This window comes from Streptomyces sp. NPDC002884 (assembly GCF_040295245.1).
Classification (GTDB): domain Bacteria; phylum Actinomycetota; class Actinomycetes; order Streptomycetales; family Streptomycetaceae; genus Streptomyces.
The window spans coordinates 579,344-598,953 of sequence record NZ_JBEOVB010000001.1; the positions used below are offsets into that span (position 1 = coordinate 579,344).

Consider the following 19,610-nt stretch of genomic DNA (forward strand, 5'->3'; position numbering starts at 1 on the left):
CGGGACCGGCGGGCGCCCCGCTCAGCCCTCGCGGAGGCGGGTCGCCAGGGCGGCCAGGGTCTGGGCCGTGTCGGTCAGGGACTGGACGGCCGCCTCCAGGTCCGCGGCCAGGAGGGGCGCCGGGATGGCGACGACCGCCGGCCCGGGTGCGGGGACCGGCGTTCCGCGGTAGCCGATGGGACCCTCGTTGTAACGCTGGTAGTAACCGGTGAACGCCCGGCCGACGGGACCCTCGACGAAGCGGACCCGGGCGAGCTGGGTCTCGGTCGCACCCGAGTTGCGGGTGATGTCGAGACGGTAGTGACGGTAGGGCGCGGGGGCGGCTCCGAGCTGGAACTCCCGCGCCTGGTAACGCCCGTCGAAGGTCTCTCCGGCACGGGAGTCCAGGCGCGTCCAGGTACGGCCGTCGGTCGAGCCGTGGAGGGTCCAGTCGCGCGGGTCGCGATCGGGGCAGTCGTTCGCCGACGTCAGGGTGTACGAGGTGACGGTGGCGGAGCGGGCGAGGGTGAATCGGAGTGTGGCGGTGTCGTCGAAGGCCAGCCACTTGGCCCGGGTGCCGGTCAGCAGGTTGTCCGCCGTCTCCCCGCCTTCCTCGAACTCCTCGCTCGCCTCGACGTCGGTCACCTCGACGTCGTCCGACCTCGTACCGGACGCCCCGGCCGCGGCCAGCGGGACCTGGAGCACGGCCACGCCGGAGTTGCCCCGCTGATCACGCCAGGTCACCCGTTCCACGGGGGCTCCACCGTCGTCCACCAGCAACCGCAGTTCGTGCGAGGCGTGCCAGCCTCCGCCCCATCCCTCCTCGGTGAGGAAGCGATGCAGGCGGCCCGCCGACGCCTCCTCGAGCCCTTCCGGATACACCCGGCCGCCGGTGAGGCGGCCCCGGTACTCGTAGGCCGTACCGTCGGCGGCGCGGTGGCAGCCGTGGAAGTCGGACATGTTCGACTGGAAGCTGATGGCCGATTCGGTCCCGTCCACCCCTCGCCAGCCGAGCTGCGCGGGCAGCGAGTGCTCGTCCCGGTCGAGGTGGAACACCAGCCGCGGGGCCTCCTGCCAGGGCGTGGACGGGGAGGCGTGGGCGGCGCGGAGTTCCGTCCGGAAGGCGAAGACCGAGTTCCGGGCGGCCTGCGCCGCCAGCGCACGCTCCGAGCGGCCCCGCTCGTCGACGGAGTCCAGGGTGATCCGGTAGAGCCGGAGCGTGCTGCGCGCCTCGGCCGACGCCCGTATCTCCAGGGTGTTGGTCCCCGGCTTCAGCAGGGCGGCCGGTACCGCGAACACGTTGTCCTGCGGAAGGTCTCCGCCGCCGGGCACGGTGAGGTTCTCGGCCAGCGCCTCGCCCTGGAGCAGTACGTCGATCGGCGCGTGGCCCGGGGCGGAGCCGAGCCTGGAGACGAGTGCCGTGACGGTGAGCGTCGCCTCGGGGATGTCCTCCGGGTCCGCCACCTCGAAGTCCAGCGTCACCGTGCCGCCCGCGTTCAGCGTCAGGTGGGATCCGCCGAACTCGGCCCGGTCCTGCCCGACCACGGCGTTGGACAGCCGGGCCGGGTCGACGGAGAAGTCGGCGAAGGTGGCCTGCATGCTCATGGTGCTCAGCTCCTGATAGGCAGTCAACAACGCTGCCACCAAAGGGAGGTGGCGCGTTCAGGGGGACCCTAGCGTCCCGCTCTGACAGCGCCGGTCGGCCAAGTCGCCCCCCTCGCACCGCGATTCACGCATCCGGCTCCCTCTGCCCCGGCGGGGACGACGGCACGTCCAGGCGGAGCAGCACGGCGGTGCCGGGGCGTGGCAGGGAGACGGTGAGCTGCCCGGCCGCGACGTCCCAGGTCGCGGTCGCGTCGGCGGTGACGGGGTAGAGCGGTGTGGGGTGAAGGCGGCTGCCGCGCAGGTGGGAGACGGGGACGGTGCAGGTGCTGCCGTCGACGGCGTGGGCCGCGTCGACGGCGTGCGCCGCGCGGGCAGTGTGCCGTCCGCGGGGGCGCGGGGCGCCCTCTTGTCCCCCGACTGCCGACTGCTCCCCGGCCGCCGACTGTCCCCCGGCTGCCGACTGCTCCCCTGCCGCCGGTTCCCCGACTGCCGGCTGTTCCCCGGCCGCCGGCGCCCGTCGCCACAGCACGAGCCAGGTGGCGGTGGGGCCGCGCCAGCCGTAGGCGATCCAGGCGTCCTCCCAGGAGGGCAGCCCGAGCGGCCAGAAGGGCAGACTGCCGGGGATCTCCGCGCGCAGGGCCTTGTAGGCGGAGAGACCCGAGCGGACGAGGTCGAACCGCTCCGGGCTCATGCGGTCGAGGAACCCGGACAGGTGGATGCGGCCCGCCAGCGCGCCGGTGAGGGTGAAGGCGATCTCGTCGAGGCTGAAGTCCGGCTGGGGGTAGGCCCACACGGCGGCCTGCTCGGGGGTCGCCGCGGTGGCGGCCGCGGCGGCGATGGGCGGGTAGCGCAGGGGGTCCTGCTGGTCGCTGGTGGACTGGATCTGAACGACGGCGAGCTGCGCGTAGTCCATGCGCAGCCCGCCCGAAGCGCAGTTCTCCAGGACGAGGCCGGGGTGCCGGTCGAGGAGGGAGCCGAGCCAGTCGAGATGCGCGCGATGGTGCCCGAGCAGCCCGGCGCCGGCGCTTTCGCCGCCGTTCTCGGTGCCGGGACCGATGTTGATGTTGTAGTCGAACTTCAGATAGCCCACCCCCCACTCCCCCACGAGCCGGTCGACGACCCGGTCGAGGTGGGCGCGGGCCGCCGGGTGGCGCAGGTCCAGGTGATGACGGCCGTGTTCGGTGACGCGGACTCCGCCCCGGCGGAAGAACGCCTCGGGCGGCAGGGAGTCGGCCAACGGGCTGCGTACACCGACCACTTCGGGCTCCAGCCACAGTCCCGGGGTCATCCCGTGCCGCCTGATGGCGTCCAGGACCTGTCGGATACCGCCCGGGAAGCGCCTGGCGGAGGCGTCCCAGGCGCCGACGGCGTCCCACCAGCCCTGGGCGTCGTCGTCGTACCAGCCGGCGTCGATGACGAAGACCTCGGCACCTGCGGCTCCCGCCGCCTCGACCAGCGGCAGGAGCCTCTCGGTGGTGGGGTCGCCCATCAGGGTGTTCATGTAGTCGTTGTAGATCACCGGGAGCGCCGTGCGATCGGGATGACGACGACGGATCCGGCGCCGGTAGGTGGTGAGTTCGCCGAACGCGGCATCCAGGCCACCGGTTGCGACGCCGACGAGAACAGCCGGGACGGTGATGAACTCCTGTCCGGGCACGAGGAGTTGGTGCCAATGATGGTGGACGTCGTCGGGACCGAAGAGAGCGAGATAGGCGGCCCCCTCCCGCTCGCCGGTCTCGTAGCGCCAGCCCGCGCTGGACTCGATCTGCCAGAGCCAGGCCCGGCCCGTCCGGTCGTCGGTGAGCGCGGCCATCGGCAGGTGCCGTCCCGTGGACCAACTGCCCTGCGAGTACCGCTCGAAGCAGCCGCGCCCCTCGTGGCCGTGGGCGGCCCGGCTCAGCGGGACGACATGGTCACGGAAGGCGGCGGACCGCCAACGGCACTCGGCGAGCCAGTCGTTGTCCGCCCAGTGCAGGGTCAGGCCGTCCGGCGCGCCCGCATCGTCCACGATGCCGCCGAGGGTCAGGGTCGACACGCTCTCCAGCCGGAGCGGCACGCTTCCCTCGTTGACCAGGCGGACCTGGGAACGGAGGAACCGGCTGCCGGGGCGGCTCCGCAGGATGATGTGGGCGGCGAGGCCGGTCACCGGATCCGCCAGCCGGATCGTGGTGCGGTGCCCGTCCCCCTCGTCGGCCGTCTCGTGGCCCCGGTAGGCCAGACGGTCACCGACGGCGGTGTCGACGAACCGCTCGCCCGACCAGGTGCGGCCGTGCCCGGTGACCGTGACCTCGACGAGCGGCAGCAGGGTGTTCCGGTCCCGGCACGGCGCGCCCAGCCTGACCGACCCGCCGGAATCCACGACGGCACGCAGCCCCAGGGCCTCATGGGACCAGAGCAGAGACCCTCCGAGTGCTTCGACGGCAACGGTCAACGCGGTCTCCCCTTCCCGCTTTCCCGCCCGGCTCCGCGCCCGTCGGCGCGCGATGCGCGTTGGTACGATCGCCGGGCAAATCCCGGGTCCGTGTTGACGGTTGACCTTGTGAGCGCTCACAATCGTGACATGGATGTGACCGGTCACACAAGCCCCGACAGCCCCTCGGATCCCGGACCGGCACCGCGCAGGGCCGCCAGTATCCGTGACGTCGCTCAGGCTGCGGGCGTCTCGTACCAGACCGTCTCCAGGGTCATCAACCACCACCCGAACGTCCGCGAGGAGACCCGCAAGCGGGTCGAGGCGGCCGTCGAGACGCTGGGCTTCCGACGCAACGCCACCGCGTTCGCGCTGGCCAGCGGCGTCACCCGGTCGGTCACCGTACTGACGTCGAACACCACCCTCTACGGCTATGCGGCCACCCTCCAGGGCCTGGAGGAAGCGGCCCGCGCCGCGGGTTACTCGCTGGGCGTGAAACTGCTGACGCCCGAGGACGACCTGGACCGCACCGTCTCCTCGGCGGCGGCCGACGGTGGCGGACTGATGGTCATCGGCTTCGATCCACTCGGCGCCTCCGCACTGAGCCGGGTCCCGGTGGACGTGCCGTGCGCCGCGGTCGTCGAAGCGCCCTCGCACGGCCGGACTCCTCCCCGTCCGGCCGTGTGGGCCGACGACCGTGAGGCCGCCCGGGCCGCCACCACGTACCTGCTGGAGCTCGGACACGAGACCGTCCACTACGTGGCGATCCCGACATCGGTGGGCACCCGCCGCTCGGAAGGGCCGCGCGCGCAGGGCTGGCGCACGGCCCTGGAAGCGGCCGGCATCACCCCTCCCGAGCCTCGCGGCGGCAAGGGCTGGGACGCGCGGGTCGGCTACGACGAGGGACGGGAACTCGCCCACGACCCGGGCGTCACGGCGATCCTGTGCGGCAACGACGACCTGGCACTGGGCGTCCTGCGCGCCCTGCACCACGCCGGCCGGTCGGTGCCGGGAGACGTCAGCGTCATCGGCTTCGACGACGCCCCGCACTCGGGGTTCGTCACCCCGGCCCTCACCACCGTCCGGATGGACTTCCAGGGCCTGGGCCGCGACGCCTTCGCCCTCCTGCGCGGCCGGCTGGAGAACGACTTCCGGCCCCCCGCTCCGACCTTCGCCGGCACCGACCTGATCATCCGCGAGAGCACCGGGCCCGCCGACGCCTGAGGCCCGAGGCCTCTTGCCTCACGCCCGACACCCGACACCCGACACCTGACACCCGACACCTGACACCTGACACCTGACGCCTGACGCCTGGTGAGCGGTCACGGGCCCGGCCCGGACGGGACGGGACGGATCTTCGCGCCCGTCAGTAGATTTCCGCCATGAGTGACGACGAGGAGTACCTGGACAAGAGCCCGGCCGCCGCGCGGATGGGGAAGGCCGCCGAGTACTTGGTCGCGGCCTCCTCCATCCTGGCCACGGGCGGCGAGTTGAACGTTTCCACCTCGCTCGTGGACGACGAGGGCGTGGACCTCGTGTTCCACCGGCGCGGGAGCTCCGCGACCCTGGCCGTGCAGGTGAAGGCCCGGATGTCCACCGGAACGCAGGTCCAGCAGGGCAAGTTCATGGCGTTCGTGCGGTCGCAGACGTTCCAGCCGCGGTCCGACCTGGACATGCTGTTCGTCGCCGTGGACGTGGAGCACGGGGCGATCATGACGGCCTGGCTGATACCGAGCGCCGCCTTCGAGGCGATGGTGACCGAGCCCAACAGCAAGGGGCGCTACCGGTTCTCGGCTTCCATGAAGCCGGACTCCAGGGACCGCTGGACGCCGTTCCGGCTGACGGCGGCTGAACTCCCCCGGCGCATTCTCGCTCGGCTCGCTGAAGTGTGAGCACGGTGTCCGCCGGGCCGACCGCGTCCGCGGCGGCGCGAACCCCCATGCGGGGTTGAGTACCCGTACTCAACCCCGAACGCGCGTCCTGATCCATCGTGGAGATCACCGACCCGGACCGACCTGGACCGACCCGGACCGACCCGAAGGATCCCACGATGACCGATGCCTCGCGCTCGCGCTCCCGCGCCCTCCCGCGCCTGGGCCGCCTCCTCGCGCTCGCCACGGACAACTGGCCCGCCCGGGGCTATCTGGCAGTGGTCGCCGCCTCCGTCGCGCTCATGTTCCTGTTCCCGGAGAGCGGCTTCGCCGCAGACCCCCTGACGCTCACCGCGCCCCTCTCCTTCCTGGCTGTGGTCCTTCCCTTCGGACCCGGCACCGAGAGCGGCGGGGCGGTCGGGGTGGCGGCCGTCGGCTTCTGGGCCGGGTGGCTGCTGCTGTGCGCCTTCGTGAACGCCGCCGTGCTCGGCGCCCTCGTCGCGAGGTCCGCGACCGCGGCACCGTCCGGCAGCCCCGCACCCCTCCCCCGTGCATCCCTCCCCCGTGTCCCGGCCCCCGCCGAGCGCCCCCGGCTGCGGAGGACTCGGGCCCTGCTGGCGCCCGCGGTGGACAACTGGCTCGCGCGCGGGTACCTCGCCGTGGTCGCGGCGGCGCTGGGGTTCTTCCTCTGCGCCGCGTACGTGCTGGCGGACCCGGGGTTCGCCGGGATCTGGCCGCTCATGGCCACGGCACCGGTCGGCCTGTTCGCCTTCCTGTTGTCGACGCCCGCGGAGTACTCCTCGCTCCCCTGGCTCAGCCCGCTGATCTTCGCCGCCGGTACGGCCCTGGCCGGGCTGTTCAACGCCGTGCTGCTGGGGCGGCTCGCGCACAGGCTGCGGGTGCGGGAACCGCGTCCGGCCGTCTGAGATCGGCGCTTCGGGGACTCCCGGCGCCCGGTCAGTGGCCGGGCACGGGGCGGACCGTGAGGATCTGCTGCGCGTGTCCGACCGGGCCGTCGATGTCGTGCAGGACCGTGCTGGTGAGGCCTTGGCCGGTGGGGCCGAACGTGACCGTGGTGTCCAGGCCGGTCCAGCGGCCTGCCGGTTGGCGGTGGAGGTGGAGGGTCAGGTCGACGTTGGGGAACATCCAGGCGGTGGGCGGCTGTCGTACGGCGATGCCGTTGGCGGTGTCGACGAGCGCCACGTAGGACGCGAGGGGGCTGCTGCGCTCGCCCGCGACGAGGTCGAGGGGGGTCGAGATCCAGGCGGTCGTGCGGCCCGGCCGGGGCGGTGCGAGCGGACGGACGTCCAGTGAGGCGATGTAGCCGCCGGGCCATACGGACGCCATCGGCCACGGGGTGAGCTCCTCGGGAGCGGTGAGCCGCTCGTCGGAACCGCCGGCCACGGTGGAGGTGTCGAGGGCCGCGAGGAGCCAGGCGCGGGCCCGGACCACCGGGCGGTCGGCCATGAGCACCGTGGCTTCGACCAGCTCGATGGTGCGGCCGGGGCGGATGGTCTCCACCTGGATCTCGCACTCGTCGAGGGCGAGTCGGCCCAGGATGTCGTAGCTGATCCGGGCCGGGACCAGGCCGGGGCCCGGCCGCGCGGCCAGATGACGGTCGACGGCGTGGACGACGAGGCCGCCGAGCGGGCTGAAGTGCTGTTCGTCCGGGTCCCAGGCCCCGCCCGCGTGGGCCGTCGCCTTGTAGCGGTGCTCGTCGATGCGCTCGTAGTAGCTGCCGGGGACCGTGGTGCCGGTGTTCAACGGACGTCTCTCCTCAGGCTGATCGCAAGGCTGAATACAGGATGCCGAATACGGGATGCTCATCACGGGGTGATCGACATGGGGTGATCGATACGGGGTGCTGAGCACAGCGCGCTGATCACAGGGTGTTGAGCAGGGCGACGTAGAGGGCGGTGCCGATGCCCACGCTCAGGATCGTGCGGCGGCCGAAGGCCAGATGGACGCCGATGGTGACGGCGACCGCGAGCAGCGCGTACCCCGTTCCGTGCGGGTCGGTCGTGATCGTGCCGCTCAGGGCCGTGACGGCGAGGATCACGAGGATGCCGACCGGCATCCACACCGACAGCTGCCGCACGGTCGCCGAACCGCGCAGGGCGCGCAGCACCGCGAACGGCAGGGCCCGCAGGGCGAGAGTGATCGTGAAGACGATCGCCAGGACGGCGATGAGATACGAGGTGCTAGGCATCGGCGGCCTCCTCGGCGGGGCGGGCTCCGGGGCGGGCCGAGGTCAGCGCGTGGCGTACGAGGAGCAGGGCGACGAACAGCAGCAGCGCGGTGAACAGCGCGAGACCCGGGGTCAGTACGAGCGCGACCGCGGCGCCGACGCCGGCCAGCAGGACCGAGGGGAGTTCGCGACGGGAGCGGAAGGCGTCCAGGGTGAGCACGGTGAACAGGGCGCACAGGGCGAACTCCAGGCCCTTGACCGGCGCGGGCAGCGCGGCGCCGAGCGCGACCCCGACCAGGCCGCCGCCGACCCAGTAGGTCTCGCAGGCGAACTGCATCGCGAGCAGCCGGGGCGCCGAGCGTTCCGCCTCGGGCAGGGAGGAGTTGACGGCGTACGCCTCGTCGATCATCGCGTAGACCGCGTACGCCTTCGCCACCGGATGCCTGACCAGATGGAGAGGAAAGGAGAAGGCGTAGAAGACGTGCCGGAAGTTGACCACGAGGACGGTCAGCGCGACGGCGGCCAGCGGTGTGACGGCGGCCGTCATGCCCACCAGCAGCAGTTCCAGGGAACCGGCGAACGCGGCCAGGGACAGGGCGGGAGCGAGCCACCAGGGCAGACCGGCCTGGACGATCAGCAGGCCGAGGGCGATGCCCAGGGGGAAGATCCCGAGGCCGGCGGAGAAGGAGTCGCGGACTCCGGCGGCGATCTGCCGACGCCGGTCGGCCGGCGCCGGTGCGGCACCCGGCGCCGCCGCATCCGGCACCACGGCATCAGGCGCCGCTGCCCGGGTGGGAACGTCCTCTTTCATCTCTTCATCGTCCCGGAAAACGCATGACACGTGGTTGCGAAGATTGCTCACCGAGGGCCTCGGGGTGCAATCTTCTGTCATGGATCCGATCGATCTCGCAATCATCGCCGAGTTGGAGCAGGACGGGCGGCTGACCAACGTCGAGCTGGCACAGCGGGTCGGCCTCACGACCGGGCCGTGCCTGCGGCGCGTCCAGCGTCTGGAGGCCGACGGCGTCATCAGCGGCTACCGGGCCGTCGTCGACCCCGCGGCCGTGGGCCGCTCCTTCGAGGTGCTCATCGACCTCAGCCTCGAGGCCCAGGACGCGGACACGGTGGAGCGCTTCGAAGAGATCCTGACCCGGGCCGAGGAAGTCATCGAGCTGAGACGGCTGTTCGGCAGCCCGGACTACTTCGTACGGGTCGCCGTCGCCGACCTGGCGGCCTACGAGACCTTCCTCAGCCGGCAGGTCATGACCATCCCGCGGATCAAGAACGTCACGTCGCACTTCACGATGAAGACGGTCAAGCCGGCCTGACTACGGGCCACTTCGAGGCCGCCGGGGCAGCCGCTCCTGCCGGGAAGCTCGCGGCTCCCGGCATGGACGGGCCCCGCCGGCCCTCTAGGCTGGCGGTCGCCCACGGAAGGGGTCGGATGAACGGCAATCCGCTGTACCACTGGATAGGGCTGGCCGTGTCGACGGCCCTCATGCTGCCGGTGCCGGTGGCGATGCTGGCAGGGTGGACCCCGCCGTGGCTCCGCAAGCGCCCGGCCGGAATGCGGCTGCGCGCCTACGGCTTGCTGTGCTTCTACGCCCTCGTGCTCGTCAACAGCATCCCCCGGATCGCCGATGCCTCCTACGAGACGGTCATGGCCTGCATGACCGTCGGCTTCGCCTTCATCGCCGCCGCCGCAGTCCTGTTCCTGCTCGCGGAGCGCAGGGATTTCAGCGCCCGGGCGACCGGCCCCGCCGAACCCCGCGAAAGCTGAGCCTGCGGCCTCGTACCGGTTCCGCCCCGGCGCCTCCCTCCCTACCGGTGGCCGCGCAGGCGGGCGCGCAGGAGATTGGGGTCGGTGGCCGTGGTGTAGGCGGCGCTGAGCACGTACACGTCGTCCCCGCGCAGGGCGACGGAGGTGGGGTTCTGCAGTCCGTCGGCGGCGTCCAGAACGGTGGTGCTGGTGCCGTCGGGCCGGATGCGCACGACCGTGCCGGGGGCGTTGAGGGCGGCGAGGATCTCGTCTCCGCGGCCGGTGAAGGCGAAATCGTCGATACCGGTCAAGCCCGATGCCTTGACCTGCGGTGCTCCCGCCCGGTTTCCCGACCGGATCGGGATGCGCAGGACGGTGCCCCGGTCCAGGTTGGTCACCCACAGCGCGCCGCCGTGCACCTTCGCGCCGTTGGCGCCGAGGAAGCCCGTCGAGGCGAGTTCGGGGGCGGTGGACCATGCGGTGGGTGTGCCTCCGGTGACGGGGACGGTCCATACGGTGCCGAGTACCGAGTCGGTGATGTAGAGCTGTCGCCTGCGCTCGTCCAGTGCCAGCCCGTTGGGCAGGCCGTCCGCGGGCAGTGCGGCGATGCGCTCCGGCGGCTGTGCGGGGCGCAGCCGCCACAACCCCGTCAGGTCGGCCGTGCCGGTCGCGTACAGCACGTACACGGTGCCGTCCGGGGTGTGGACGATGCCGGTGGCCAGGGGGAAGCCGAGGACCGGGGTGCCGGTTCCGCCGTCGGCGGGTGCGGGCAGCGTCGCCAGGATGCGTGTCGCGCCCCGGGGGGAGACCTGAGCCACCTGGCGGCTGGCGGCGAAGGTGACGTCCGCCGTGCCGTCGGGCAGCAGGGTGATGTTCTCCGGCATCTGCCCCGCGGACAGGTCGAAGTGGGTGGCGACCCGCACATCCGTCAGCGGTCCTCCGGCGGAGGCCGCGTCGGCGGGCACAGCCGCGGTGAGGGCGGCAGCGGCCACCACGACGGCCGACATGATCAGTTTGATGCTTCGCTGGGACATGGGTTCCTTCGCTGTTTTCGGGCATGCGGCAGCCGCGGTGCGGTGCCATGGGGGTTCAGGGGGGCCGGGAGCCGGGCGCGGGGCGCGGGGCGCCGGTGCGTGATCGTGATGCCGACGCGCGGGCGCGGGAGCGTTGCCCGCGCCGGGCGCCCCCGGCGACGAGGGGTCCGGGTCAGGGGGTTCGGGTCAGGGGGTCCGGGTCAGGGGGTCCGGGTCAGGGGGTTCGGGTTGCGGCGCCGGGGCGGGGCCGGGTCGACTCCCGGGGCGCGGTGGTGTGGGCGAGCAGGGTCAGGGCCGTCGCGGACGGGGAGCCGGGGGCGGCCGTGGCCACCACCAGGGACGGTCCGGATCCTTGCGGGCTCTGCAGCGTCTGCTGGGTGACTTCCAGCGTCCCGACCAGCGGGTGGCGCATCTCGTAGTCGGCGGCATCGCAGGCCAGGATCCGGTGATCGGCCCACATCGTGGCGAACTCCGGGCTGCGCATGGTCAGTTCGCCGATCAGTGCGGCAAGCAGGGGATCGTTCGGGAAGCGGCCGGCCGTCAGCCGCAGATTGCCCACCACGGCCCGGGCCTTGGCGGGCCAGTCGGTGTACAGGTCGCGGGTGTGCGCGTCGAGGAACACCAGCCTGGCCATGTTCGGCCGTCGGCCCGGGTCGTCGGGACCGTCCGGATCGAGATGCCCGGCGAACAGCCCGTGTCCCGGCCGGTTCCAGGCCAGGACGTCGCTGCGGCGGCCGACGACGACGGCGGGTGTGCCCTCGACGGCCGCGAGCAAGGCGCTCATCGCCGGGGGGACGCGTTCGGCGGGCGGCCGGCCGGCAGCCCTGGCCCTTCTCGGCGCACGGGCCAGGGTGTGCAGATGGGCGCGCTCGGACTCGTCCAGTCGCAGGGCGCTCGCCACCGCGTCGAGCACCTCGCGTGAGGCGTTGCGTGACTGGCCCTGTTCCAGGCGGGTGTAGTAGGGCGCGCTGATGCCCGCGAGCATCGCGAGTTCCTCCCGCCGCAGCCCGGGCACCCGGCGCCGTTCGCCGTAGGTCTCCAACCCGACGTCCTGGGGACGCAGTTGGCTACGGCGTGCCTGGAGGAAGTCGGCGAGTCGCCCGTGCTCGTTCATGGAACCGAGTATGCGTACCGCCGACGGCCCGTGCCTCACCCCGCTGGGGTAGGGATCGGCAGGGTCTGGCTCGGCCCGGCCCCGGTCTCCAGGATGGGCCGCGTTCCTCTTCGTCGCTTCCGGGAGATTCCATGAGCGCCACCGCCTCCGGCCCCCGACACGCCCTCGCCGGGCTGGATCCGGCTCCCTTCGCCTTCACCCGGCAGTGCTGGGTCGACGCGGCGCCGGACTCCGTCTACCGCCTCATCAGCGACGTGTCACTGATCGAGACGTGGAGTCCGAGCGCCGACGGGGTGAGCTACGCGCCGGGCGACGGTCCGTGGGTCGGCGCCCGCTTCAGCGGCCGCAACCGCCGGGACGGGCGCGAATGGGTCAGCCACTCCGAGGTGGTGCGGGCCGATCCGGGCAGCGCGTTCGCCTTCGTCGTCGGCGGGGCCGACGACGGCGCCGACGACGGCATCGTGCGCTGGGACTGGCACTTCCACGAGCGGGGCAGGGGCAGCGTCGTCCAGCAGTCCTGGCAGTTGCTGCGCACTGATCCGGTCCTGGGCGACACCGTTCAGGACGTCCGATCGTTGCAGGACCACATGACCGCCAGCGCGGAGTCCACTCTGCTCGCCCTGGCGGAGTGGATCGCCGGCCACCGCACCGGCTGACAGGTTCCGCCACGGCAGGCAGCACGCATGCGCCCTCGCCACTCGAACCGGCCTGTCGCGCCGCGGAGACGGCCGTCACGCCCCGGCGCGGACCTGCTCGTACAGGGTCGGGTCGTGGGCGGAGAAGATCGCCAGGTCGGGGTCCCCGCGGCGGTACAGCTCGGTGAGCCGGGCGTGGTTGTCCCGGACCTTTTTCAGATCCCAGGCGACGAGGGTTTCCATGGCCCGCAGAGCGGCGGGCACGGGCGTACGCCCGTCGATCGTGCCGTGGTGGTAGAACGCGTCGCCGGCGTGCAGCAGCCAGCGGGTGCCGGTGTCGACCGCGACGCACGCGTGCCCGCGGGTGTGGCCGGGGAGCGACACGAGGACGATGCCGGGGGCGATGGCGTCGAGCTCCTTGGCGGCGGCGAAGCCTCGCCACTTCTCGCCGTCGGGGCGGTGTTCGACGATCTTCGGGCCGTGGGCCCACTGGGCCGACCGGTAGCGGATCCTCTCCCGCCGGGACGGGGAGATCATGGATCCGAGTGCCTCGGCCGCGGTGAGGTGGACCTGGGCGTGCGGGAAGTCGGAGAGGCCGCCGATGTGGTCCGCGTCGAAGTGCGTGAGGATGATGTGCCGGACGTCGTCCCGTTCGAAACCGAGCCGCTCGACCTGGTGGGCGGCGGTTTCCTCGGCCTGCTGTCGTCCCTCTGCTCTCGCTCGCCCTGCCGGCCCGAGAACCCTTCATGCTCAAGCAGGCCGACAGCGGCAAACGGACTGCCGTGGACTTACCCGGAGAGGCCGCCGACGCGCTGCCGCCCTTCCTGACCGAGGAGCCGTTCAGGCGCTCGGCCACATGCCCCGCCGGGAAGGGCGACCCGAGTTCCGTCGGCTGCCGAAGGGCGAACCCTGGTGGCCTGCGAGGTCGCCGCGCAGGCACAGGAAGCGGACGGGTGGCGGTATCGACCCTGGAGGACTGCTCATCGGCAGGGAACCCGCAACCAGGGTCGGGCCGCACGGGGGCGTCAGGCCTCCCGCCTGGAGCAGGCGAACACCGAACTGTTGGCGCGACCGGAGGAGAGGGACGCGGAGCTGAAGGCTGCCCGGGCGGCCAACCGCGAGCCGACCCGGGCACGAACCAGAAGGAAGCCGCGCACGGCCAGGGACTGGCCGGCCCGGTCGTCCAGCTTCCAGCCGACGTGACCCTTGGCCGCGGAAGGCGCGCTCCGGCGGAGCGCCTCTCGCTTCGACCGCCGCCCCGAGGAGACCGATGCGACCGCGGCCGATCCTGCGCAGCCCGAGCGGCAGCAAATACTTGGCTAGCCACATGTTTGCTGTTACGGTGATTATGTGTCCAGCCACCTAAATGGGTGGTGACATGACATGAGAGGAGCCATCATGAAAGCCATCCTGTTCGACCGTTTCGGCGACACTGAAGTGCTGCACGAGGCGGACATCGATGTCCCGCAGCCCGGCCCCGGGCAGATCCGCGTCCGCGTCAAGGCGGCCGGGCTGAACGCGCTGGACGGCAAGATCCGCTCTGGGGCACTGGAGGCCGTGTTCCCCACGCCGCTCCCCTCCGTCCCCGGTCACGAGCTCGCCGGCGTGGTGGACGCCCTCGGCGAGGGCGTGCAGGACCTGCAGATCGGCGATGAGGTGCTGGGGTGGTCGGACACCGGCTCGTACGCCCAGTACGCGCTGGCCACCACCGTGGCCCCCAAGCCCGCCGGCCTCGACTGGCAACACGCGGTCGCGCTGCCGGTGGCCGCCGAGACGGCCGAGCGGGTCCTGGACCTGCTCGGCGTCACCGCCGGGGAGACCGTGCTGATGCACGGCGCGGCCGGAGCGGTCGGCACCCTGGCGGTCCAGCTCGCCACGGCCCGCGGAGCACGCGTCATCGCCACCGCCGGCCCCGCCAACCAGGACTACCTCACCTCGCTCGGCGCCACCGCGACCTTCTACGGCGAGGGCCTGGTCGAACGGGTCCGGACGCTCGCCCCCGACGGCGTGGACGCGGTGTTCGACCTGGCCGGCAAGGGAGCCCTCGAGGACTCCATCACCCTGCGCGGCGGCACCGAGCGCATCGTCACCATCGCCGACTTCCGCGCGCACCAGCTCGGCATCACCTTCTCCAGCGGTGGCCAGGAACGCTCGGCCGCCCGCCTGGCCGCGCTGGCGCAGGACGCCGCGACCGGCAAGCTCGTCACCACCGTCACCGCCCACCCGCTCGACCAGGCCGCCACGGCCCAGCGGATCAGCGACGCCGGGCATGTCCGGGGCAAGCTCGTCCTCACCCTCGACTGATCACGCCCGCCATTCCCTCTTGTTCCGATCATCACCCGGCCATCACCACACCGAAGGACCAATCATGCTGAACGCCCTCTGGACGCCGACCACCGTCGGCGACATCTCCCTCCCGCACCGCCTGGTCATGGCCCCCATGACCCGTGACCGCTCTACGTCTGAAGGCATACCGACCGAGCTCAACGCCGAGTATTACGCCCAGCGGGCCTCGCACGCGCTCATCATCACCGAGGGCACCCAGCCCAACGCCGACGGACAGGGCTACCTCCTCACCCCCGGCATCCACAATGACGAGCAGATCGCCGGGTGGCGCAAGGTCACCGACGCCGTGCACGCGGCCGACGGCCGGATCGTCATCCAGCTGATGCACACCGGACGCATCTCCCACCCTGACAACACCCCTCACGGCCGTCAGCCGGTCGCCCCATCGGCGATCCAGCCGCAGGGCGCGATGTTCACCGCGTCCGGGCCCCAGGAGATGCCGACGCCCCGTTCGCTGTCGACGCAGGAGGTCGTGGCGACCGTCGACGACTTCCGCCGCGCCGCAGCGGCCGCCGTCGCGGCAGGCGCCGACGGCGTGGAGATCCACGGCGCCAACGGCTACCTCGTGCACCAGTTCCTCGCCGACAACACCAACCGGCGCACCGACCGCTACGGCGGCTCCATCGACAACCGCATCCGCTTCGCCGTCGAGGTCGCCGCTGCCGTGGCCGACGAGATCGGCGCCGACCGCACCGGCCTGCGCATCTCCCCCGGCAACCCCTACAACGACATCGCCGAGTCCGACACCGCCGAGCTGTATCCGGCGCTCCTGCGCGCCCTCAGCCCGCTCGGCCTCGCCTACCTCCACATCCTCCACGCGGGCGACGAGGAGCTGCTGGGCACCCTGCGCGCGCTGTGGCCGACCACGCTGATCCTCAACCGGGCCGGCACCGACCTGCCCACCCGCGCCGAGGACGTCGACAACGGCACGGCCGACCTTGTCTCTGTCGGTGCCCTCGCGCTCGCCAACCCGGACCTGGTCGAGCGGCTACGCTCTGACGCGCCGCTGAACACCCCCGACCCGGCGACCTTCTACGGCGGCGGAGTGGCCGGCTACACCGACTACCCCACCCACACCGTCTGAGGAACCGATGCCCGCCCCCACACACCGCACCCCCTCCACGGCCGGCGAGGGGCCGATGAGCTACGCGGTCTTCCAGCTCGCCCGCGCTCACCGCGCCCGCGCCGCCGCCATGCTCCGCGAGATGGACCTGCATCCCGGACAGGAACTGCTGCTGATGCAACTCCTCGACCGAGACGGCCAGACCCAGTCCGAACTGCTCGAAAGCGTCGGCCTGGACCACTCCACCGTCTCCAAGTCCCTGCGCCGCATGCAGGACGCCGGCCTGCTCGTGCGCGAGCCGGCCGAACACGACCGGCGCGTCATGGTCGTCCACCTCACCGACAAGGGCAGTGCCATGCGCGAGCCCATCGCTGCCATGTGGCGGGCCCTGGAGGAGATCTCCGCGCGGGACCTGTCGGCGCAGCAGGCAGAGTCCTTCGTCCGTATCGCTTACACCATCACCGACGCGATCAACGGCCGTGACGTTGCGGCGGGAGAGTCCGACTAACTCCCCTCTGCCTGCACCCCGGTTCCGGCCTGGAGGGCGAATCGTTTCCGGCGTTCCCGCGAAGGCGACGGTGCCGCAGCACACTCGGCCCATGAAGGCCCGTGCTGAACGGAGCCAGGCTCCCCGACTGTCGGAAGAAGCCCCGGTGAGCCGAGCCGGCGGATGCGGCGGAACCCGCCCGTTCACTCCCGTACGTCGGGGAGAACCGGGGTGAACGGGCCTGGCCACGAGGGACACCCTCGATCATCTACTCCGCCGCAGGTCAGAGGGGTTGGAGCTACCACGACCATCGCCGGACCCCGAACCCACGTGCGGCGGGTCCGGTCCGCTCAGGGAAAGTTGACGCCCCGGCACCCAAAAGAAGAACGTTTCCGCAGGTCAGAAGCCTGCGCAGGTGGGGCGGGTGGGACTCGAACCCACGGCCGACGGATTATGAGTCCGCTGCTCTAACCGGCTGAGCTACCGCCCCATCGCGGCGTGTCGCGTACATGTGTGCGCGCCGTCTGCCGCAGCATAGCCGCTCATACGATCTCACGCTCCGGCTGGTCGACCTTGCACGACCATGAGGACAGCACCCCTGGCCTGCACGGTTCCCGCCGACATGAAAAAGGACCCCCATGGGGTCCTCGTTCACGATGCTCCCCCGACTGGACTCGAACCAGTAACCTGCCGGTTAACAGCCGGCTGCTCTGCCAATTGAGCTACGGAGGACCGAGCTCCCCCGACTGGACTCGAACCAGTAACCTGCCGGTTAACAGCCGGCTGCTCTGCCAATTGAGCTACAGGGGAATGCCTCGTTTGCATCGAACGTACTCACCTGGGTATTCGCCAGGAAGCGCTCGCTCGCTGCGACACATACATTAGCGCAAGCAGGGGGGTGCTCCGCCAATCGGTTCCCCCCGGCGCCCATGTCGTGCCAGGGACAACGCAAGGAGAGGATGGCCGTCATGCGCTACAAGCTCACGTTCGTCGTCGGGCTGGCTCTGGGTTACGTACTGGGCACGCGTGCCGGGCGCGAGCGCTACGAGCAGTTGAAGAAGTCCGCGCGGCAGGTCGCCCAGAACCCCGCCGTGCGCAACACCGCCGAGACCGCCGCCCAGCAGGGCCGCCAGTACGCGGGCAAGGCGTACCACGCGGTGAGCGACAAGGTCGGCGACCGGATGCCCGAATCGGTGGCGGGCCGGGTGCGGTCCCTGCGCGACCGCAACAGCAACGGCGCGGGCGGGGACGACTGGGGCACCAGCAACACCTAGCGGCACCTTCGAGGCGCCGGGAGGCTCGTCCCGGGGCCGCGGGGATGTGACATATACGGCTCGGTCACGGGGGCTCCACCAGCGACAACGCCCCGCGTTCGGCGGCAGCGGGGCACCCCTGCGGTCTCCGCGGCCCAACCCGAGCGGCGCGTGCGGCAGAATTTTCGCCATGGGGATAGTCGCCGGGTTGGACAGTTCACCCGATTTCACTCGTATCGTCGTCTGCGACGCGGACACCGGAGCCGTGCTCCGGCAGGGGTATGCGCCGCATCCGATGGAAGGCGCCGAGAGTGCGGGAGGGCGGCCCTCCGATGTCGATCCGCAGGCCTGGCTGCTGTCCCTGGGCGAGGCCGCGGGCGGTGGGCTGCTCGAGGGCGTGCAGGCCATCGGCGTGTCCTCGCAGCAGAACGCCGTCGTGCCGCTGGACTCGCAGGGCAACACCGTGCGTCCCGCGATGGTCGGCGGGGACAAGCGGGCGCAGGTCGCGGCAGCTGATCTGATCGACGCCGTCGGCGGGCGCGAGGCATGGGCGCAGGCGGTGGGCTGCGTCCCGCAGGCCGCCCAGCCGGTGACCAAGCTGCGCTGGCTGGCGAAGAACGAACCGGACGCCGCCGCCCGCACCGCCGTCCTTCTTCAGGCCCACGACTGGCTGGTGTGGCAGCTCCTCGGACGGCCCGTGCGCAGGACCACGGATCGCGGCGGGGCCTCCGGGACCGGCTACTGGTCCGCGGCCACCGGCGGTTATCGGCCAGATCTCGTCGAGCTGGCGCTCGGTCACCAGGCCATGCTTCCCGAGGTCATCGGACCGTCCGACGCGGCCGGTACGACGCCGGAGGGGCTGCTGATCTCGGCCGGGACCGGCGAGACCATGGCCGCGGCCCTGGGGCTGGGAATCGGACACGGGGACGCGGTCGTCTCCCTCGGCGCCTCCGGGTCCGTGATGGCCGTGCACCACGAGGCGCTCATCGACCAGAGCGGGATGATCACCTCGCTGGCCGACGCGACGGGCATGCATCTGCCGGTCGTCACCACCCTGAACGCCGTACGGACCCTGCGCGGGGCCGCCGAGCTGATCGGGGCGCCCGATCTGGAGGCGCTGTCGGACCTGGCGATGAAGTCGACGCCGGGGTCGCACGGGCTGGTCATGCTGCCCTACCTGGAGGGCGAGCGGACGCCGAACCTGCCGCACACGGCCGGGACGCTGGCGGGCCTGCGCCGCGAGTCGATGAAGCCCGAGCACTTCGCGCGGGCCGCCTTCGAGGGCATGCTGTGCGGGCTCGCGGACGCTCTCGACGTACTGCGCGGCCGGGGCGTGGACGTGCGGCGCATCTTCCTGCTGGGGGCGGCCGCCGAGCTGCCGGCCGTGCAGGCGGCGGCGCCCGCGCTGTTCGGCGCGCAGGTCGTCGTGCCGCAGCCGGCGGACTACGCGGCGATCGGGGCGGCCCGGCAGGCCGCCTGGGCGCTCGGAGCGTCGCAGGGCACCCTGGACCCGCGGACCCCGCCGGCCTGGCAGGGAGCGGCCGCACAGGTCCTGGACCCGGGCGAGGAGCTGGCCGTCGGGCAGGCGGTGCGGCAGCAGTACGTCTCGGTGCGGGAGCAGACGCATCCGGGAGCGTTCCGCGGATAGAGCGAAGCGTTCGGCGGACAGGAGCGCACGGGGTGTGGCGGGCGCATCGGGTGCGTGGGGCGCATCGGGTGTACGGGTGTGCATCGGGTGTACGGGTGTGCGTCCGGGTTGCACAGACGGCCGTAAAAGCACTGCTCTCAGCTTAATCAGTTGAGGTAACGCGGGTGGAGTGTTCAACGATAGGGGCCAGGGGCAACCAATGTCCCTCCCCTGCTCCT

General features: G+C 71.9%; 18 protein-coding genes, 3 tRNA genes and 1 pseudogene. 11 read left to right on the forward strand and 11 right to left on the reverse strand.

What is annotated here, in order from left to right:
- Nucleotides 1-21: 21 nt before the first annotated feature.
- Together ABT070_RS02560 and ABT070_RS02565 are read right to left on the reverse strand one after the other, a co-directional pair.
- Complete coding sequence (locus ABT070_RS02560; protein WP_351753553.1) at nucleotides 22-1,584, reverse strand: discoidin domain-containing protein; 1,563 nt, start codon at nucleotides 1,582-1,584, stop codon at nucleotides 22-24.
- Nucleotides 1,585-1,708: 124 nt separating this feature from the next.
- Nucleotides 1,709-4,015 carry a glycoside hydrolase family 36 protein gene (locus tag ABT070_RS02565; protein WP_351753556.1) on the reverse strand — a complete coding sequence of 769 codons (2,307 nt, stop codon included), beginning with the start codon at nucleotides 4,013-4,015 and terminating at the stop codon, nucleotides 1,709-1,711.
- A gap of 129 nt (nucleotides 4,016-4,144) precedes the next feature.
- Here ABT070_RS02565 and ABT070_RS02570 point away from each other — a divergent pair, with 129 nt between their 5' ends.
- From ABT070_RS02570 to ABT070_RS02580, 3 genes are all read left to right on the forward strand, one after another.
- Complete coding sequence (locus ABT070_RS02570; RefSeq protein WP_351753558.1) at nucleotides 4,145-5,218, forward strand: LacI family DNA-binding transcriptional regulator; 1,074 nt, start codon at nucleotides 4,145-4,147, stop codon at nucleotides 5,216-5,218.
- A 158-nt stretch (nucleotides 5,219-5,376) separates the two neighbouring features.
- Entirely contained in the window at nucleotides 5,377-5,886 is a 510-nt protein-coding gene (locus ABT070_RS02575) for a hypothetical protein (protein ID WP_351753561.1), read from the forward strand.
- A 158-nt stretch (nucleotides 5,887-6,044) separates the two neighbouring features.
- Nucleotides 6,045-6,791, forward strand: coding sequence for an SCO4225 family membrane protein (locus ABT070_RS02580; RefSeq protein ID WP_351753564.1), 747 nt, complete (start codon nucleotides 6,045-6,047; stop codon nucleotides 6,789-6,791).
- A gap of 31 nt (nucleotides 6,792-6,822) precedes the next feature.
- Here ABT070_RS02580 and ABT070_RS02585 read toward each other — a convergent pair whose 3' ends face one another.
- From ABT070_RS02585 to ABT070_RS02595, 3 genes are all read right to left on the reverse strand, one after another.
- A complete protein-coding gene (locus ABT070_RS02585; RefSeq protein ID WP_351753566.1) occupies nucleotides 6,823-7,629 on the reverse strand; it encodes a thioesterase family protein in 807 nt (268 codons plus the stop codon).
- A gap of 118 nt (nucleotides 7,630-7,747) precedes the next feature.
- On the reverse strand, nucleotides 7,748-8,074 hold the full coding sequence (locus tag ABT070_RS02590) for a branched-chain amino acid transporter permease (protein WP_351753569.1): 327 nt from the start codon (nucleotides 8,072-8,074) through the stop codon (nucleotides 7,748-7,750).
- Nucleotides 8,067-8,864, reverse strand: coding sequence for an AzlC family ABC transporter permease (locus ABT070_RS02595; RefSeq protein ID WP_351753571.1), 798 nt, complete (start codon nucleotides 8,862-8,864; stop codon nucleotides 8,067-8,069). The genes ABT070_RS02590 and ABT070_RS02595 overlap by 8 nt, the downstream gene beginning before the upstream one ends.
- Nucleotides 8,865-8,943: 79 nt before the next feature.
- On the opposite strand from ABT070_RS02595, the gene ABT070_RS02600 reads away from it, so the two are divergent.
- Together ABT070_RS02600 and ABT070_RS02605 are read left to right on the forward strand one after the other, a co-directional pair.
- Nucleotides 8,944-9,381, forward strand: a complete 438-nt coding sequence (locus ABT070_RS02600) for an Lrp/AsnC family transcriptional regulator (protein WP_351753574.1) — start codon at nucleotides 8,944-8,946, stop codon at nucleotides 9,379-9,381.
- Nucleotides 9,382-9,497: 116 nt separating this feature from the next.
- Nucleotides 9,498-9,833 (forward strand): hypothetical protein, encoded by a 336-nt coding sequence (locus ABT070_RS02605; protein ID WP_351753577.1) that lies wholly within the window; start codon nucleotides 9,498-9,500, stop codon nucleotides 9,831-9,833.
- 41 nt (nucleotides 9,834-9,874) lie between these two features.
- Here the strand turns inward: ABT070_RS02605 and ABT070_RS02610 are convergent, their stop codons facing one another.
- Together ABT070_RS02610 and ABT070_RS02615 are read right to left on the reverse strand one after the other, a co-directional pair.
- Nucleotides 9,875-10,846 carry a hypothetical protein gene (locus ABT070_RS02610; RefSeq protein WP_351753580.1) on the reverse strand — a complete coding sequence of 324 codons (972 nt, stop codon included), beginning with the start codon at nucleotides 10,844-10,846 and terminating at the stop codon, nucleotides 9,875-9,877.
- Nucleotides 10,847-11,060: 214 nt separating this feature from the next.
- Nucleotides 11,061-11,960: a helix-turn-helix domain-containing protein gene (locus ABT070_RS02615; RefSeq protein ID WP_351753583.1), complete on the reverse strand. Its 900-nt coding sequence runs from the start codon at nucleotides 11,958-11,960 to the stop codon at nucleotides 11,061-11,063.
- A 131-nt stretch (nucleotides 11,961-12,091) separates the two neighbouring features.
- Between ABT070_RS02615 and ABT070_RS02620 the strand changes: the two genes are divergently transcribed.
- Nucleotides 12,092-12,616 carry an SRPBCC family protein gene (locus tag ABT070_RS02620; protein WP_351753585.1) on the forward strand — a complete coding sequence of 175 codons (525 nt, stop codon included), beginning with the start codon at nucleotides 12,092-12,094 and terminating at the stop codon, nucleotides 12,614-12,616.
- Between the two features lie 75 nt (nucleotides 12,617-12,691).
- Here the strand turns inward: ABT070_RS02620 and ABT070_RS02625 are convergent.
- Nucleotides 12,692-13,261: pseudogene (locus ABT070_RS02625) on the reverse strand (MBL fold metallo-hydrolase); the annotation flags it as partial.
- Nucleotides 13,262-13,993: 732 nt separating this feature from the next.
- Here ABT070_RS02625 and ABT070_RS02630 point away from each other — a divergent pair.
- The 3 genes from ABT070_RS02630 to ABT070_RS02640 all read left to right on the forward strand — a co-directional run bounded on the left by ABT070_RS02630 (nucleotide 13,994) and on the right by ABT070_RS02640 (nucleotide 16,512).
- Nucleotides 13,994-14,899: an NADP-dependent oxidoreductase gene (locus tag ABT070_RS02630; RefSeq protein WP_351753587.1), complete on the forward strand. Its 906-nt coding sequence runs from the start codon at nucleotides 13,994-13,996 to the stop codon at nucleotides 14,897-14,899.
- A 64-nt stretch (nucleotides 14,900-14,963) separates the two neighbouring features.
- Nucleotides 14,964-16,025 carry an alkene reductase gene (locus ABT070_RS02635; RefSeq protein WP_351753589.1) on the forward strand — a complete coding sequence of 354 codons (1,062 nt, stop codon included), beginning with the start codon at nucleotides 14,964-14,966 and terminating at the stop codon, nucleotides 16,023-16,025.
- A gap of 7 nt (nucleotides 16,026-16,032) precedes the next feature.
- On the forward strand, nucleotides 16,033-16,512 hold the full coding sequence (locus tag ABT070_RS02640; RefSeq protein WP_351753592.1) for a MarR family winged helix-turn-helix transcriptional regulator: 480 nt from the start codon (nucleotides 16,033-16,035) through the stop codon (nucleotides 16,510-16,512).
- A gap of 395 nt (nucleotides 16,513-16,907) precedes the next feature.
- Here the strand turns inward: ABT070_RS02640 and ABT070_RS02645 are convergent.
- The 3 genes from ABT070_RS02645 to ABT070_RS02655 form a co-directional block, all read right to left on the reverse strand.
- Nucleotides 16,908-16,981 (reverse strand) — tRNA-Ile (locus ABT070_RS02645).
- Between the two features lie 169 nt (nucleotides 16,982-17,150).
- Nucleotides 17,151-17,223, reverse strand: a tRNA-Asn gene (locus ABT070_RS02650).
- Nucleotides 17,224-17,228: 5 nt separating this feature from the next.
- A tRNA-Asn gene (locus tag ABT070_RS02655) sits at nucleotides 17,229-17,301 on the reverse strand.
- Nucleotides 17,302-17,459: 158 nt separating this feature from the next.
- Between ABT070_RS02655 and ABT070_RS02660 the strand changes: the two genes are divergently transcribed.
- Together ABT070_RS02660 and ABT070_RS02665 are read left to right on the forward strand one after the other, a co-directional pair.
- A complete protein-coding gene (locus tag ABT070_RS02660; RefSeq protein ID WP_171397095.1) occupies nucleotides 17,460-17,765 on the forward strand; it encodes a YtxH domain-containing protein in 306 nt (101 codons plus the stop codon).
- 169 nt (nucleotides 17,766-17,934) lie between these two features.
- Nucleotides 17,935-19,392 (forward strand): xylulokinase, encoded by a 1,458-nt coding sequence (locus tag ABT070_RS02665; RefSeq protein ID WP_351753596.1) that lies wholly within the window; start codon nucleotides 17,935-17,937, stop codon nucleotides 19,390-19,392.
- The last annotated feature ends 218 nt before the right edge of the window (nucleotides 19,393-19,610 follow it).

Coding starts and splice junctions, on each gene's coding strand:
- ABT070_RS02560 (WP_351753553.1), bottom strand. CDS start 1,584: ATGAGCATGCAGGCCACCTTCGCCGACTTCTCCGTCGACCCGGCCCGG.
- ABT070_RS02570 (WP_351753558.1), top strand. CDS start 4,145: ATGGATGTGACCGGTCACACAAGCCCCGACAGCCCCTCGGATCCCGGA.
- ABT070_RS02575 (WP_351753561.1), top strand. CDS start 5,377: ATGAGTGACGACGAGGAGTACCTGGACAAGAGCCCGGCCGCCGCGCGG.
- ABT070_RS02580 (WP_351753564.1), top strand. CDS start 6,045: ATGACCGATGCCTCGCGCTCGCGCTCCCGCGCCCTCCCGCGCCTGGGC.
- ABT070_RS02590 (WP_351753569.1), bottom strand. CDS start 8,074: ATGCCTAGCACCTCGTATCTCATCGCCGTCCTGGCGATCGTCTTCACG.
- ABT070_RS02595 (WP_351753571.1), bottom strand. CDS start 8,864: ATGAAAGAGGACGTTCCCACCCGGGCAGCGGCGCCTGATGCCGTGGTG.
- ABT070_RS02600 (WP_351753574.1), top strand. CDS start 8,944: ATGGATCCGATCGATCTCGCAATCATCGCCGAGTTGGAGCAGGACGGG.
- ABT070_RS02605 (WP_351753577.1), top strand. CDS start 9,498: ATGAACGGCAATCCGCTGTACCACTGGATAGGGCTGGCCGTGTCGACG.
- ABT070_RS02610 (WP_351753580.1), bottom strand. CDS start 10,846: ATGTCCCAGCGAAGCATCAAACTGATCATGTCGGCCGTCGTGGTGGCC.
- ABT070_RS02615 (WP_351753583.1), bottom strand. CDS start 11,960: ATGAACGAGCACGGGCGACTCGCCGACTTCCTCCAGGCACGCCGTAGC.
- ABT070_RS02620 (WP_351753585.1), top strand. CDS start 12,092: ATGAGCGCCACCGCCTCCGGCCCCCGACACGCCCTCGCCGGGCTGGAT.
- ABT070_RS02630 (WP_351753587.1), top strand. CDS start 13,994: ATGAAAGCCATCCTGTTCGACCGTTTCGGCGACACTGAAGTGCTGCAC.
- ABT070_RS02635 (WP_351753589.1), top strand. CDS start 14,964: ATGCTGAACGCCCTCTGGACGCCGACCACCGTCGGCGACATCTCCCTC.
- ABT070_RS02640 (WP_351753592.1), top strand. CDS start 16,033: ATGCCCGCCCCCACACACCGCACCCCCTCCACGGCCGGCGAGGGGCCG.
- ABT070_RS02660 (WP_171397095.1), top strand. CDS start 17,460: ATGCGCTACAAGCTCACGTTCGTCGTCGGGCTGGCTCTGGGTTACGTA.
- ABT070_RS02665 (WP_351753596.1), top strand. CDS start 17,935: ATGGGGATAGTCGCCGGGTTGGACAGTTCACCCGATTTCACTCGTATC.